General features: G+C 44.9%; 14 protein-coding genes. 10 read left to right on the top strand and 4 right to left on the bottom strand.

What is annotated here, in order from left to right:
• Positions 1-24 precede the first annotated feature (24 nt).
• On the top strand, positions 25-1,284 hold the full coding sequence (locus ACLI08_RS12535; protein WP_411428839.1) for a cation:proton antiporter: 1,260 nt from the start codon (positions 25-27) through the stop codon (positions 1,282-1,284).
• A 33-nt stretch (positions 1,285-1,317) separates the two neighbouring features.
• Here the strand turns inward: ACLI08_RS12535 and ACLI08_RS12530 are convergent, their stop codons facing one another.
• The 3 genes from ACLI08_RS12530 to ACLI08_RS12520 all read right to left on the bottom strand — a co-directional run bounded on the left by ACLI08_RS12530 (position 1,318) and on the right by ACLI08_RS12520 (position 4,373).
• Entirely contained in the window at positions 1,318-2,724 is a 1,407-nt protein-coding gene (locus ACLI08_RS12530; RefSeq protein ID WP_411428838.1) for an FAD-binding oxidoreductase, read from the bottom strand.
• Positions 2,725-2,792: 68 nt separating this feature from the next.
• Positions 2,793-3,224: a DoxX family protein gene (locus tag ACLI08_RS12525; protein ID WP_411428837.1), complete on the bottom strand. Its 432-nt coding sequence runs from the start codon at positions 3,222-3,224 to the stop codon at positions 2,793-2,795.
• Positions 3,225-3,461: 237 nt separating this feature from the next.
• The gene (locus ACLI08_RS12520; protein ID WP_411428836.1) at positions 3,462-4,373 is read right to left on the bottom strand and encodes an AEC family transporter; all 912 of its coding nucleotides are present in this window, start codon (positions 4,371-4,373) and stop codon (positions 3,462-3,464) included.
• A 134-nt stretch (positions 4,374-4,507) separates the two neighbouring features.
• On the opposite strand from ACLI08_RS12520, the gene ACLI08_RS12515 reads away from it, so the two are divergent.
• Both ACLI08_RS12515 and ACLI08_RS12510 read left to right on the top strand, forming a co-directional pair.
• Positions 4,508-4,930, top strand: coding sequence for an RrF2 family transcriptional regulator (locus ACLI08_RS12515; protein ID WP_411428835.1), 423 nt, complete (start codon positions 4,508-4,510; stop codon positions 4,928-4,930).
• Between the two features lie 29 nt (positions 4,931-4,959).
• Complete coding sequence (locus ACLI08_RS12510; protein ID WP_411428834.1) at positions 4,960-5,607, top strand: NAD(P)-dependent oxidoreductase; 648 nt, start codon at positions 4,960-4,962, stop codon at positions 5,605-5,607.
• A 74-nt stretch (positions 5,608-5,681) separates the two neighbouring features.
• On the opposite strand, the gene ACLI08_RS12505 is transcribed toward ACLI08_RS12510, so the two are convergent.
• Complete coding sequence (locus tag ACLI08_RS12505) at positions 5,682-6,008, bottom strand: hypothetical protein (protein WP_411428833.1); 327 nt, start codon at positions 6,006-6,008, stop codon at positions 5,682-5,684.
• A 175-nt stretch (positions 6,009-6,183) separates the two neighbouring features.
• On the opposite strand from ACLI08_RS12505, the gene meaB reads away from it, so the two are divergent.
• From meaB to ACLI08_RS12470, 7 genes are all read left to right on the top strand, one after another.
• A complete protein-coding gene (gene meaB / locus ACLI08_RS12500) occupies positions 6,184-7,281 on the top strand; it encodes a methylmalonyl Co-A mutase-associated GTPase MeaB (RefSeq protein ID WP_411428832.1) in 1,098 nt (365 codons plus the stop codon).
• A 69-nt stretch (positions 7,282-7,350) separates the two neighbouring features.
• Positions 7,351-7,812, top strand: a complete 462-nt coding sequence (locus ACLI08_RS12495; RefSeq protein WP_411428831.1) for a DUF2750 domain-containing protein — start codon at positions 7,351-7,353, stop codon at positions 7,810-7,812.
• A gap of 42 nt (positions 7,813-7,854) precedes the next feature.
• A complete protein-coding gene (locus tag ACLI08_RS12490; protein WP_411428830.1) occupies positions 7,855-8,316 on the top strand; it encodes a DUF2750 domain-containing protein in 462 nt (153 codons plus the stop codon).
• A 76-nt stretch (positions 8,317-8,392) separates the two neighbouring features.
• A complete protein-coding gene (gene radA, locus ACLI08_RS12485; protein WP_411428829.1) occupies positions 8,393-9,754 on the top strand; it encodes a DNA repair protein RadA in 1,362 nt (453 codons plus the stop codon).
• 3 nt (positions 9,755-9,757) lie between these two features.
• Positions 9,758-11,746, top strand: a complete 1,989-nt coding sequence (locus ACLI08_RS12480) for a transglycosylase domain-containing protein (RefSeq protein WP_411428828.1) — start codon at positions 9,758-9,760, stop codon at positions 11,744-11,746.
• A gap of 122 nt (positions 11,747-11,868) precedes the next feature.
• Positions 11,869-13,038, top strand: coding sequence for a class I SAM-dependent rRNA methyltransferase (locus ACLI08_RS12475; RefSeq protein ID WP_411428827.1), 1,170 nt, complete (start codon positions 11,869-11,871; stop codon positions 13,036-13,038).
• Between the two features lie 268 nt (positions 13,039-13,306).
• Positions 13,307-14,992 (top strand): DUF4139 domain-containing protein, encoded by a 1,686-nt coding sequence (locus tag ACLI08_RS12470; RefSeq protein ID WP_411428826.1) that lies wholly within the window; start codon positions 13,307-13,309, stop codon positions 14,990-14,992.
• Positions 14,993-15,071: the final 79 nt, after the last annotated feature.

Genomic DNA, 15,071 nt, shown 5'->3' with positions numbered 1-15,071 from the left:
TGCCCTTAACTTTATTACACGCCTATGGAATTGTACTATACCCTATCAATACTTATTGTTTTAGCCAGTTTTTTTGCCTACCTTAATGTACGGTTTTTAAAACTGCCCTCTACCATAGGTGTTATGGTTATAGCCATGGCGGTATCTATAATGCTGGTAGCTACCGGAAGCATCTTCCCAAAAACATTGCACGGCCTTTCAGCGCTTATTAATAAGTTCGACTTTACAGAGCTGCTTATGGGTGCTATGCTGAATTTCCTGCTTTTTGCGGGCGCCATACACATTAATATTAAAGACCTGCGCGAACAGCGGGGCCCTGTGGTGGTGTTCTCTACCATAAGCGTGGTAATTTCTACCTTTGTAGTAGGTACGCTGGTGTATTTTATCCCCATTAAAGGGTTAGAAATCCCATACATTTACTGCCTGCTGTTTGGGGCGCTTATTTCCCCTACAGATCCGGTAGCGGTACTCAGTATTTTAAAACAGGCCAACGTACGTAAATCCCTGGAAACAAAAATAGCCGGCGAATCGCTTTTTAACGATGGTGTTGCGGTAGTGGTGTTTGCGGTAATATTGCAGCTCGCCGAAGGTAATGCATCAGACCTCACTCCTATGCACGTTATATGGCTATTGATTAAAGAGGCAGGTGGCGCATTTGTACTGGGGTTAACCCTGGGTATTACGGCGTCTCGCGCCATGCGAAAGGTAGACGACTATAAGGTATCGGTACTAATAACGCTGTCTGTAGTAATGGGCGGGTATTTAATAGCGCGCGAGCTACATATATCCGGGCCGCTAACCATGGTATTTGCCGGGATAATGATAGGTAACCTGCGTAAACGCTTTGCCATGAGTGCCACTACAAAAGACTACCTGGATAAATTCTGGGAACTGAATGACGAAATTTTAAACGCCATATTGTTCCTTATCATAGGCCTTGATTTACTTATGATACACAACTTTAACAACTACTGGATACCGGGTTTTATTACCGTGGCGCTGGTACTGATAGGCAGGTTTATTTCGATATGGCTACCTACCAAAATTATTAAATTCAGGGAAAACTTTACAAAGGGCACCATAAAAATACTGGTTTGGGGTGGCCTTCGTGGTGGGGTTTCCATTGCGCTGGCACTATCCATGCATGATAACCCCTATAAAAACTCGCTTATAGCCATTACCTATTTTGTGGTGGTATTTTCTATAATAGTACAAGGGCTTACCATAGGAAAGGTAGCCACAAGGATATTACAACGCGAAAACGCCTGCAAACCTAATTGCTAAGGAAACGTACTTTAAAACGCCCTGGAAAACATCCTAAAGGTTATCCGGTAAAATTTTGCCGGGGTTAAGGATGTTATTAGGGTCAAAAAGTTGCTTAATACCTTTCATAAGCTGGAGTTGTACCTCGGGGAAAGCGATATCCATAAAATTCTTCTGTACATAGCCAATGCCGTGCTCGCCGCTTAGCGTACCTTTTAAAGATACCGTAAGCTCAAATATGTCGCGAATGCCTTTCGGTACTTCCACCTTCCAGTTTTCGTCGGTCATATCGCCTTTAATAATGTTTACGTGCAGGTTGCCATCGCCCGCGTGACCGTAGCATACCGACTGAAAGCCGTATTTTTTGCCAATAGCCTTAATCCCCTCCAGCAATACCGGAAGTTCATAGCGCGGCACCACAGTATCTTCTTCCTTATAAACCGAATGTGATTTTACCGCCTCTGCTACCGTACGGCGCAATTTCCACAGCGCGTTTTTCTGGTCTTCGGTATCGGCAAACAGTATTTCATCAATATCAAACTGCTCTACCACGCCCATAATTTTTTCCGCCTCGCTAAACAGCACATCGGGGTAATTACCGTCTACCTCTACCAGCAGGTGCGCCTGTACGGCATCCTTTATATCGATACTTACATTATCCAGGTACCTCATCCCCCAGTCTATGGCATCGCGCTCCATAAACTCCAGCGCGCTGGGCACAATACCCGCCCTGAAAATTTCGGCAACAGCCTCGCATGCCTGCCCCGCCTTAAAAAACGGTACCAGCATTAATACATTATGTGTAGGCTTAGGGATAAGTTTTAATACAATCTTAGTAATAACCCCCAGGGTGCCTTCGCTGCCCACCATAAGCTGGGTAAGGTTATAGCCTGTAGAGTTTTTAAGCGTATTAGCCCCGGTCCAAATGATTTCGCCATTCGGCAGTACCACCTCCAGGTTCAGGATATAGTCTTTAGTAACGCCGTATTTTACGGCACGGGCGCCCCCGCTGTTTTCGGCTACGTTACCCCCTATAGAGCAGCTCCCCTGGCTGCTGGGATCAGGAGGATAAAACAACCCTTTTTCCATGGCGGCCTCGCGCAGTACCTGTGTTATTACCGCGGGGCCTGCTATGGCCTGTAGGTTTTTTTCGTCTATTTCAAGCGATGTAAAACGCTCCATACTAAGCCCTATACCACCGTGAATACTCAGTGCACCACCACTAAGCCCTGTGCGGGCACCTATAGGCACCACAGGGATTTTATACTCATTAGCCAGCCTCATTATAGCCGAAACCTCTTGGGCTGTACCCGGCTTTACCACCACAGTAGGCGGAAAATTATAATCTTCGGTTTCGTCGTGCCCATAGTTTTTACGGGTTTCTTCGTCGGTAAAAACGTAGTCAGTACCCATAAGGGTTTGTAGTTGTTCTATAAGAGGATTGCTTGTGGTAGTACTCATGGCAGTATGTAATTACAAGCCAAAAGTAAGGTATTATTGCGTAAAGCAAAAACGTTTACCGGCAAATACTAACTCCCAAAAAAATACCTTTTCTTTCTTGGAATCAACCGGTCTACAGAATACTTACCGCTACCCGTAACCAACAGGAATACGTATATAAGCAGGTACAGTATAGCCAGCTCCTGCGCTTCTAAGCCTTCGTGACCGTGTACTATAAAAACTGCTACAGCCATAGTGGCAATTAGTGGCAATACAACAAGCCTAGTGGCAAACCCTATGATAAGTAATGCCGAACACAGTAGTTCGGCTATAACAGCAATGACAAGCGTAGTGTTTTCGCCCAGGCCTATAGGATCGGCAAATTTTATTGGGCCGGGTTCCATTAAAAGTTTGTATTTCATAATGCCGTGGGTAAGCATAAGGCCGCCTACCACAAGACGGAGCAGTAAAAGCCCAAAACTGTTCAGGCTTTTATCTATGGTACTTTTAAAAATCCACATAAGTTCTTCAGTTTGTGTGTGTGTGTTAATGGTGGCATAAATTAAGATTTTTTTTACAACTTCGACCAGCCAAACAAAAGATTAACACTGTAAACCAAATAATTATGATTTTTTCAGTAAAGTGCGGTAAACAACCGTGCATAGCAGCTACTTTTAAGCCTACAGGTAGGCCCTGATACCGATTTGATTATGATAATCTCAAACAATGCCCCATCACATCAGTAAGTTACAAAACTTTTACCAATGTTTTAGTATATAAAACCATGCAGCCATTGTTAAAAAAGATAACGGAATGCCTATGCCTACCATCATTCCGGCGAGGCGCGGCTTTAATCCGTGGCTCGATGCCAGTATGGCAGCCGTAATCATAGATGGGGTAGCTGCTTCCATTATGGAGATGTCTATGTACTCTCCCTGGGCACCCAGCACCTTTTTGTAGCATATAAAAAACAGGAGTGGTATAAGTATGAGCTTGGTAAATAGTCCCAATACCAAAAAACCCCAGTGCTTGCTGCGCTTTTCTATTTTTAGCTGAAGCCCTACCGCTACAAGGGCCACGGGCGTAATACACGCCCCGAGTTTTTGCAGAACGGGCTGCACTACATCTACAAAATCATAATGAAGCAGGTTCATAACCGCGCCTGCCATGAAGCCTAAAAACGGCGGAAATGTAAATACCCGCCTGGCAATGGCCGATGCCGATGGCGTACCGCTGGAATACAAAACCGCTACCAGTACCCCTACCGTAGAAAGCATTACAAAAGTACCGGGCTGGTCTACCAGTATGGCGGTTTCCAGTCCTTTTTTGCCATACAAGGCTTCGATTACCGGAAAGCCGATAAACGATGAATTAAGAAAACCTCCCGTAAGGATAAGGGCGCCCTGTAGCTTTTTAGACCACCCGAAAATTTTACCCAGCGTTGCAAAGAACGCCCAGCTGAATAGCACGCTAAACCACCCCACCCCTACCGGATACAGCAGTTTTTGACTGATTTCTATTTTGGGGATATAGTACAGCGACAGTGCCGGGATAAGCAGGTAAATAACAAACTGGTTTAGTGCTACGTGGGCATTGGCAGGCATAAAGTTTTGCCGGCGCAAAAAAATACCGGCTAACATGCAAACAATTATAAGGATAATGCTATCCATAAACGGTGGTGTTTTTAGTGCTGTAAAGGTACAGTTGTATATCAAAGTACAGATGTGATCTTCGTCAGTTTTGCAAGAAAAACTTGGCAGCTTCCGAAAATTCTTTTTAATTTAGTAACAAATAATATTACAGAATGATATCCGGAAAGTTTGCCATAACCATACACATACTCACGCTTATGAGCAGGCGCCCGGACGAATATTTGTCTTCAGACTACCTGGCGGGTTGTATCAATATTAACCCGGTATTGGTACGGAAAGAAATCAGTAATCTTAAAAAACACGGTATAGTAGCCTGCCGCGAAGGGAAATTTGGCGGCACCAGGCTGGCGCGCCCCGCAGGCGAAATTACCCTCGAAGATGTGTATAACAGCACGGTAGAATGTGTGTCTTTAGGCTTTGCCAAAAACGACCCCAACCCTGAGTGCCCAGTAGGCTGCCGTATAAATGAAAGCCTTGATAATTTATACCAAAACATAAACAACCTTATTTGCTGTGAACTGAAAGGCCTTACGCTGGAAAACTTCAGCAGGCAGTTTGCCGCGCAAACCGTATAACCGAACACAAACTGAAAACACAAAATAACATGAAAGTAGCAATAATAGGCGCCACCGGATTTGTAGGGGCGGCTCTTGTAAAAGAATTTTCGCACCGCGGCCACAGGGCTACAGCCATAAGCCGCCACCCGAAGCAAACGCTTCCGCAGGGGGTTACCGGTGTAAAGGCAGATATATTTGATACTGATGACTTAGCCGAAATGCTTAAAGGGCATGATGTAGTAATCAGTGCTTATAACCCGGGATGGACAAACCCTGATATTTATGTAGATTATCTTAAAGGTGCAGACAGCATACAAAAAGCCGTAAAAAAAGCGGGCGTTAACCGCTTTATTGTTATAGGTGGTGCCGGCAGCCTGTTTGTGGCTCCGGGCATACAGCTTATAGATACACCTAAGTTTCCTGAGGAGTTTAAACCAGGGGCTAATGCCGTACGCAAATACCTAAAAACCCTGCAAGAGGAGAAAGAGCTTGACTGGGTATTTTTTAGCCCGGCTATAGAAATGCACCCGGGTATTACTAACGGGCGTACGGGTAACTACCGCCTTGGGTTTGATAGCCCCGTGTTTGACGATAACCACCGCAACACCCTGTCTGTAGAAGACCTTGCCGTAGTTATAGCCGACGAGGCCGAAACACCGCGTTTCCGCAGGCAGCGTTTCACCGCAGGATATTAACTCGGTTTATTGTGCTGTGAACTCATAAAATATGGAAGGAGTGGTTTTATACCGCTCCTTTTTTTGTTATACACCTACCCTATTTTCCTTACAAATACCGCTGGGCTGTAATCGTTTACATACATCCCGAAATAGGTATACTCATCCGTTTGTACGCGTGACATACAAATGTTTAACACATTGGTTTTACCATCGCCATCCATATAAATGTAATTTGCCACAGCATCATATCCACGCAGCTTGTATGCAGATACCAGCTTCCCGAAAGCATCCCAACTTGATTTTCGTACTTCCAAATACGTTGTACGTGCATTTTCAAGGTCAAACATATTAAACCCGTGCGGTTGCGCTATTTCTACCGTACCAAAGTTGGGCTCTAAAAATTCTATATAGTGCTTCATAAAAACAAAATTGAATCAGGGAACAATTTTAAGAAATAAATCTTAATTTAGAATATTTTCTTAGTTAGATTTTTTTAACAATCTGATGTGGATAATTTTACCGTGTCGTAAAAGCCAGGACGACTTAACAATTTACCGCTAAAAACCGTACTTTTACACAACAAAATGAAGCTGCGTGGACAATACCCAACTCCCTCATAACAGTGCCCTGAGCGAAATACACGGCGTAAACCAACCCGAGAGTGTAAGCCCTTTGGCCATAGAACATGCCATAAAGCGCCGCACGCAGCCTACGGCACAGGAGCTGGTAGCTGGAATTTTAAACGGAGACAAAACCGCGCTGAGCCGTGCCATAACCCTGGTAGAAAGCACTAACCCACAGCATCTTGAAAAAGCAAACAGCGTTATAAACGGGTGCCTGCCCTACGCTAATAAGTCGGTTCGTATTGGTATTACAGGTGTTCCGGGTGTGGGCAAGAGTACATTTATAGAGTCCTTCGGTAAATACCTTACGGCACTTGGCAAAAAAGTAGCAGTACTGGCTGTAGATCCCAGCAGTTCGCTGTCGCACGGCAGCATACTGGGCGACAAAACCCGTATGGAAGAACTGGTTAAAGACGAAAACGCTTACATACGCCCATCGGCCTCTGGCGATACACTGGGCGGTGTGGCACGCAAAACCAGGGAAACCATAATCCTTTGCGAAGCTTGCGGCTTTGATACCATAATCATAGAAACCGTAGGCGTTGGCCAAAGCGAAACCGCGGTACACAGCATGACGGATTTCTTTCTGTTGCTGCAAATAGCCGGTGCCGGCGACGAACTACAGGGCATAAAACGCGGCATTATGGAAATGGCCGACCTTATTGTGATAAATAAAGCTGATGGCGATAATATAAAACGCGCCCGCCTGGCTAAAACCGAATACAATCGTGCACTGCACCTGTTCCCGGCAAAGCAATCGGGTTGGCAACCCAAAGTGGCAACCTGCAGCGCGCTGAACCATGAGGGTATAGCGGAAGTTTGGCAACAAATAAACGAGTATTTTGCAACTACCCAGGCCAACGGTTTCTTTAACCAAAGGCGGCAGGAACAAAACAGCTACTGGCTTACCGAAACCATAAACGAGCAGCTAAAACAGGATTTCTATGCGCGACCTGAAATTGCAGCACTACTTGCAGAAAACAAAATAAAAGTAGAACAGCACGCACTATCGCCATTTGCGGCGGCGCAGCAATTACTGGAAGCATATTTTAAACTAAAGAAGTCATAAAGTCGAAAGTCATAAAGCCGAAAGGCTATACGGACTGGAATATAACATTTAATAAAAAACATCCATACAATGTCAGAAATCACAGCCGACACACAGGCAAAACACTATACATTCATAAAAAACATAGTTGCGTCTAAAACGGTATACAGCCTGAAAAACGACGAAGGATTTGCCACGGCGTACTCTAATGAGTACGAGCATGAAGATGGCGAACCCGTAGAAATCATCTGCTTTTGGTCTGATGCTAAATCGGCTACAGCCTGCGCAAAAGACAGTTGGGATGGGTTTACATTGGCCGAACTTACCCTGGAAGACTTTATAGAAAACTGGTGTGCGGGCATGTACGAAGACGAGCTGCTTGTAGGTTCTGAATTTGACACCAATATGCTTGGGCAAGAAATTGAACCGCTGGAGGTTATCCTCCAGATATTGAATGAATCAGACAAAACCGGTGTAGCATTAGAGTTTCAGCAATATGAAAGTGCCGATGAACTGCGCGAAATAGTAAAAGAACTCATAGGCGGGTTTTAAAACCTACCGCAACACCTCTGCCCCAATTAAAAACGTAATGCCATGCTAAAAAACCACATAGACATACGTCTTAAATACGAAAAGTTTGTAAAAAACGTATGTGCTACTGGCATAGTGTATGCGCTGGAAAGCAAGACGGGTATTGCCCGCTCGTCTTCTACAGAATATGAAGACGATGAAGGAAACGCCATACCACTTACCTGTGTGTGGTCTCAGGCAGCCTACGCTCGCGCCTGCGCCACAAACGGCTGGCAAGGCTATGCGGTAAAAGAAATCCCGTTAAACAAGTTTATGGAAAACTGGTGTGTGGGCATGCACTACGATGGTGTACTTACGGGGGTAGAATTTGACAGCGGTATGTTTGGCATGGAAACAGAACCACTTGAACTCCTGGCTGATATTATTACCGAACTGAAAGCTACAGAAAAAGAGGTTGAACTCGAAAACTATGAAGACCTTACCGAGCTAGAAGAAATTGTAAAACAATTTTTAGATGATATGTAGGCAGTGATTTGGCCACTTTAAAAACAAGACACGGAAAAAACGCCTACCTTTGAACCCATTGATGCAAAAGAGATAAATGGCTAAAGTAAAAACAGCATTTTATTGCCAAAACTGTGGTACCCAGTACGCCCGCTGGCAGGGACAGTGTAACGCCTGCAAGGAGTGGAATACCATAGTAGAGGAACTTATAGTAAAAGAAGACAAACCGGGCTGGAAAGCCCCTACAGGTGAGGTAAAAAAAGCTCCTAAACCACTTCGGATTACAGAAATAGACAGCGCTACCGAAATCCGTATGGATACCGGAGATGGCGAACTGAACCGTGTTTTGGGTGGCGGGCTGGTGCCGGGTTCGCTAACACTTTTGGGTGGTGAACCGGGTATTGGTAAGAGTACGCTGCTATTACAAATTTCGCTAAAGCTGCCATTTCGTACGCTGTATGTAAGCGGGGAGGAAAGCCAGAAACAGATAAAAATGCGTGCCGAACGCATTACCGCACAGGCCGATAACTGTTTTATCCTTACCGAAACCAAAACACAAAATATCTTTCGGCAAATTGAGGCGATAGACCCGGAAGTGGTTATCATAGACTCTATACAAACGCTGCACAGTGATTATATAGAAAGCAGTGCCGGAAGCATAAGCCAGATACGCGAAACTACCGCTGAGCTTATAAAGTTTGCCAAAGAAAGTAATGTACCCGTTATACTCATAGGCCACATTACTAAAGATGGTTCTATTGCCGGGCCCAAAATACTGGAACACATGGTAGATACGGTGCTTCAGTTTGAAGGCGACCGCAACCACGTGTACCGCATACTGCGTTCGCTTAAAAACCGTTTTGGCTCTACTGCCGAACTGGGCATTTACGAAATGCAGGGCACCGGCCTGCGCGAGGTAAGCAACCCCAGCGAAATACTGATTTCCCATAAAGATGAAGAACTCAGCGGTACCGCCATAGCCACTACTATGGAGGGTATGCGCCCGCTAATGGTAGAAATACAGGCACTTGTCAGTACCGCAGTATATGGTACACCACAGCGCAGTACTACGGGTTACAATGCCAAACGCCTTAATATGCTGCTTGCCGTACTGGAAAAAAGAGCCGGCTTCCGCCTGGGCGCGAAAGACGTTTTCCTTAACATTACCGGGGGTATTAATGTAGATGATCCTGCTATAGACCTCGCCGTAGTTGCCGCAATACTAAGCAGTAACGAAGACATTCCGGTGAGCAAAGGCTATTGTTTTACGGGAGAAATAGGCCTTAGTGGCGAAATACGCCCCGTAAACCGTGTAGACCAACGCATACTGGAGGCTGAAAAATTAGGTTTTTCTACTATTTTTGTATCGAAATACAGCAAGGTTTCCTTGAAAAATACTATTATTGACATCAAACAGGTGGGGCGCATAGAAGATGTTGCCGGCTACCTTTTCGGATAAAGAATGCGACGACGTATCAATTATAAAAAACTAACCCGCAGGCTGATAATTATATTAGCCATACTGCTGGTACTTTTCGGAATATTGTTCTTTGCCTTCCGCAATATGGCACTGGAACAGGTTTTGGCACGTGTAAAAACCAAGGTAGCCGAACGTAATGCCGAATTTGTGGTTAAAGAAGCTTCTTTCAGCGGTATTAACGGCATTACCATGAAGGGCGTAAGCCTAAGCCCTAACGGTGCACCCCAACTCCTGAAGATAGAAGAAATCAATACCAGCCTTAGCCTGGGCCACCTGCTTGTAGGCGACGTACAGCTGGGCACCCTGCACATGAAAAACGGCTATGTGCAAATGGTGCGCGATAGCCTTGGGTGGAATTTCCGTGGGCTTATACGCAATAAAAAAGACAAGGACGAGGAAGTAACTAAAGATACCGATTACGCAGACCGCGCTTACAGCCTGCTAAACAAGGTGCTTAACCTTGTACCTACCGATATGGAGCTGAACAACCTGGAACTCCGGGTAGACGATAACGGGCACAAGCTGAACCTGAAACTGGACAATACTAAACTGGCCGATAACCAGCTAAAAAGCACCCTACGCATTACCGAAGATACCATAAGCCAAACCTGGAAAGTAAACGGTATGGCAGACCCTCGTGGGCATAAATGCGACCTGAAGTTTTTCAATTCAGATACCAGCCGTATTGTGGTACCGTATGTGGCAAGGCGTTTCAACATAAAAAGCGGCTTTGATGCCATTAACCTTAAGGTAGACGAAATAGAAATGAGTGGCGGCGAACTGCACATAGAGGGTTATGCTTCCATTAAAAACTTTATGGTAAACAACCGCCGCATAGCCAGTAAGGATGTGGTAATAAATAACGCAAGTTTTGACTACCGCCTTCGCCTGGGCGAGCGCTACATAGAGTTGGATTCGGCAAGTACAGTGCAGCTGAACAAAGTGAAACTACATCCTTATGCTAAATTCAGCACAGAGGAAGACACCATATACCAGTTTAAGGCTAACATACCAAAAATGCAGGCGCAAGACTTTATTACCTCGCTGCCTACCGGTTTGTTTACACACTTTGAAGGCATGGAAGCCATAGGAAGTTTCGGCTACAGGCTGGATTTTCTGTTCAACAAAAACAAGCCAAACGCGCTGGTGTTTGACAGTACCATGGAAAAAGACGGCCTGGAGATTACAAAATACGGTGCAGCCGACCTTGCCAAGCTAAACGGTACATTTACCTACCGCGCCATGGAAGACGGCAGGGCGCAGCGTGCCATTGTTGTAGGGCCATCTAACCCTAACTACACGCCAATAGGCAGCGTATCGCCTTACCTGCGCAAAGCGGTGCTTACCAGCGAAGACCCTTCGTTTTTCCGCCACCGTGGGTTTATTACAGAGGCATTCCGCCAGAGTATTATCCAAAACATAAAAACAAAGAAGTTTAGCCGTGGTGCCAGCACCATAAGCATGCAGCTGATAAAGAACGTATTCCTTACCCGCGAGAAAACCCTTTCGCGTAAAATGGAAGAAATACTACTGGTATACATACTGGAAAATCAACGTGTAGCCAGCAAAGAGCGTATGCTGGAGGTGTATTTTAATATCATAGAATGGGGGCCTGATGTTTATGGTATAGGCGAAGCGTCGCGCTATTATTTTGACAAGCACCCAAGCAGCCTGACCCTGGACGAATGTGTGTACCTGGCCAGCATTATACCAAGCCCTAAAAAGTTTATGTATAAATTTGACAGCACGGGTAACCTGAAAGGCTTTGCGCTAAGGCATGACAATTACATAAAAAATATAATGCTGCGTCGTGGTATTATTTCTGCAGGAGATACGATAGCACAAAACGGAAATATAAACGTAACCGGCCGTGCCCGAAACAGGCTGCCGCTAAGCCGCGAACATATCTTTGTGAACGACTCTATAAACGTAGACCAGTTTTTTGAAAACCTGGGTAAACTGGCGTATTAAGAGTTTAGTTGATGATGCGGTTATTGGGTTAGTCGAAAAAAAAACAGCTGCCACTAATTGCACTAATTTCCACTAATTAATTGGTGTTAATTCGTGTAATCAGTGGCTAAAACAATCAGAAAATGGAATTTGCAAAAGTTATACTTAATAAAGGAAAAGAAAAATCAGTACAGCGTAACCACCCGTGGATTTTTAGCGGTGCTGTGTATGGCGTAAGCGAAGAACTTACCGACGGGCAAATGGTAAACGTTACCGATACCCAGGGAAATCATTTGGCTACCGGTTTTTACAGCGATAAAGGCAGCATAGCGGTGCGCGTACTTACTTTTGCAAACGAAACTTTTGACGATAGCTTTTGGGCAAAACGCTTTAAAGCCGCGTGGGAACTGCGTATGAAATTGTTTTCTATAGCGGAAACCAATGCATTCCGGCTGATACACGGCGAAGGCGACGGCATACCGGGGCTTATTATAGACTATTACAACGGGCATTTTGTGGTACAGGCACACTCTACCGGTATTTATTTTAAAATGCAGGAAATAGCCGATGCCATAAAAACTACCTTCCCGGAGTATTGCGAAACCGTGTATTGTAAGAGTTCGCAAACATTGCCTAAAACAGGTACCGATTACCATGTATATGGCTCGGCTAACGATACTGTAGCCAAAGAAAACAACATACAATTCCACGTGAACTGGGTGGAAGGCCAAAAGACAGGCTTCTTCCTGGATCAGCGCGATAACCGTAATCTGCTAAAAAAATACTCGGCGGGTAAAAAGGTACTCAATACGTTCTGCTACACAGGCGGGTTCTCTATTTACGCCATGAGTGCCGGGGCGGAGCTGGTTACCTCAGTAGACATTTCTGAAAAAGCGGTAAAACTTGCCGACGAAAACATGCAGCTAAACTTTCCGGGCAGCAACCACCAGGCAGTGGCGTCTGACGTGTTTGATTACCTGAAAGCCAATAAAAACCTGTACGACGTTATTGTATTGGATCCCCCTGCTTTTGCTAAAAACATAAAGAGCAAACACACCGCTACACAGGCTTACAAACGCCTTAACATTGCAGGGCTTAAAACCATAGGACAGGGCGGTTTCCTGTTCACATTCTCCTGCTCGCAGGTTATAGACGATGTATTGTTTTATAATACGGTATCGGCAGCGGCTATAGAAGCCGGGCGAAAAGTACGTGTGCTACACAAATTATCTCAGGGGCCGGACCACCCGGTAAATATGTTCCACCCCGAAGGATCTTACCTTAAAGGATTGGTGCTTTATATAGAGGAGTAGTTTTTTTGGTGATGCGGTTATTTTGTTATTCGCAAATTGCAGTATAAAATTAGATTAAAAGTATATAGAAGCCGGTAGAATAATTTATAAATTATTCTACCGGCTTTTTTACTTCTTTAGATATTCATCACGGTATTTCGAAACCTCGTCAAAACCCAGCACCACGCCATCGGGCATTTTAATATAAAGGGTATCGTCAAAAAAAAAAATTATCCCCTCTCCCAACCTTTCCCATAAAATAGTGCTCTATATAAAAAAACATAGCACTATGAAATATTTTAACCAATGGCTGTTTCTGCTTACACTACTTATAACAGCAACCACACAGGCACAAAAACCGGTTTACACCAATGCTAAGGTTTCGGCAGCTACCGTATACTTTAACGCCGCCGAACTTACCCAAAACGCCACCGCTACCCTACCCGCAGGTACCAGCGAAATTGTGGTGAAAAACGTGGCGGAATACATCTATGAAAATACAGTTCAGATAGGCGCTCCGGCAAGCGTTACAGTGCTTTCGGTACAGTTTACCCGAAATTACATGGGCGACCAGCCCGTAACCCAACCCGAATCGGCTGCCGTGAAAAAACTGCGCGATAGTATCGTTACTATTCAGGCAGAGCTTGATAAGCTGGTAACTCAGCGCAACAACGACCAGAAAACCCTGGACCTGCTGGATAAAAACCAACAGGTAGCCGGGCAAAATACCGGCCTTAGCGTTACTGATTTGGTAAAACTGGTAGACTATTATCGCGCCAAGCGCAACGAGATTACTGCAAACCAACTTTCCCTTGCACAAAAGGAAAAGAAACTTAACGAGCGCCTTACGGCTATAAACGAAAAGATAACCGATGCTACCGCCCCTAAAGATACTGATGCCTATAAAGGCAAGCTGGTGCTTCAGGTAATGTGCGACGTAGCAGGTACGTATCCGTTAGAAATCAACTACCTTACCCAGGGTGCATCGTGGTCGCCTTACTACGACTTGCGTGCCGATACCAGCAGCGGCCCGATTACCATGATGTACAAAGCCCAGATTACCCAAAACACGGGTATCGACTGGAAACAGGCTAAGCTTACACTAAGCAGTGGCATGCCCAACCAAAGCAGCCAGATACCGGTACTTTCGGCTTGGTTTTTACGATTTGGAGGACGGGTAATCTACGGACGCCCTAATGCAAACGTGATGAATACGCTACAAGGTCAGGTGCCGGGGCTTCAAATAACTTACGGTAGTGGAGCGCCAGGGGCAAATGCATCCGTTAGCATAAGAGGAATGTCGACAGTAAGTGCAGAAACTTTAGAGAAAAAAGAACTCGGGGATTATACTTCAGTAAACGACAATCAAATGAATGTTTCGTTTATCATAGATGTACCGTATGATATACTGAGCAATGGTAAGGTGCACAGCGTACGGATGAAAGAAATAAAACTACCGGCAAGCTACCGCCACTATTCGGTACCAAAGCTGGAACAGGAAGCTTTCCTTATGGCAGAAGTTACCGACTATGGCAAGTATAACCTGCTACCGGGCGAAGCGAATATTATTTTTGACGGTATGTACATTGGTAAAACCACCATTAACCCGAACCAAACCGGCGACACGCTTAACCTGAGCATGGGCAGGGATAAAAGGATTACCGTAAAACGTGAAAAAGTAGCCGATAAAAGCGGTACTAAGTTCCTGAGCAGCTACAAAGAACAGACGTTTACCTACGAAACTACCATTCGGAACAATAAAAAAGAAGCCATTAACCTAATGCTGAAAGACCAGTACCCGGTAAGCACGGACAAGGAAATTGAGGTTACATTGCTAAAAGACGATAGTGCCAAAGCCAACCCTGAAACCGGGGTACTTACCTGGGAACTGAAATTAAATCCCGGCGAAACCAAAAAAATACGGATAAGCTATAAGGTAAAATATCCTAAGGATAAAATTATAGCCAACTTATAACACCAACCTACCAATTATAATAGTGCCTTAAAAACGGTAAGCCTTCGCCCTGCTTTGGGCGGAGGCTTATTTATATTAT

The sequence above is a fragment of the Flavobacterium sp. RNTU_13 genome, assembly GCF_046614455.1.
Lineage (GTDB): Bacteria > Bacteroidota > Bacteroidia > Flavobacteriales > Flavobacteriaceae > Flavobacterium.
This window is presented reverse-complemented; position numbering and strand designations above follow the sequence as displayed.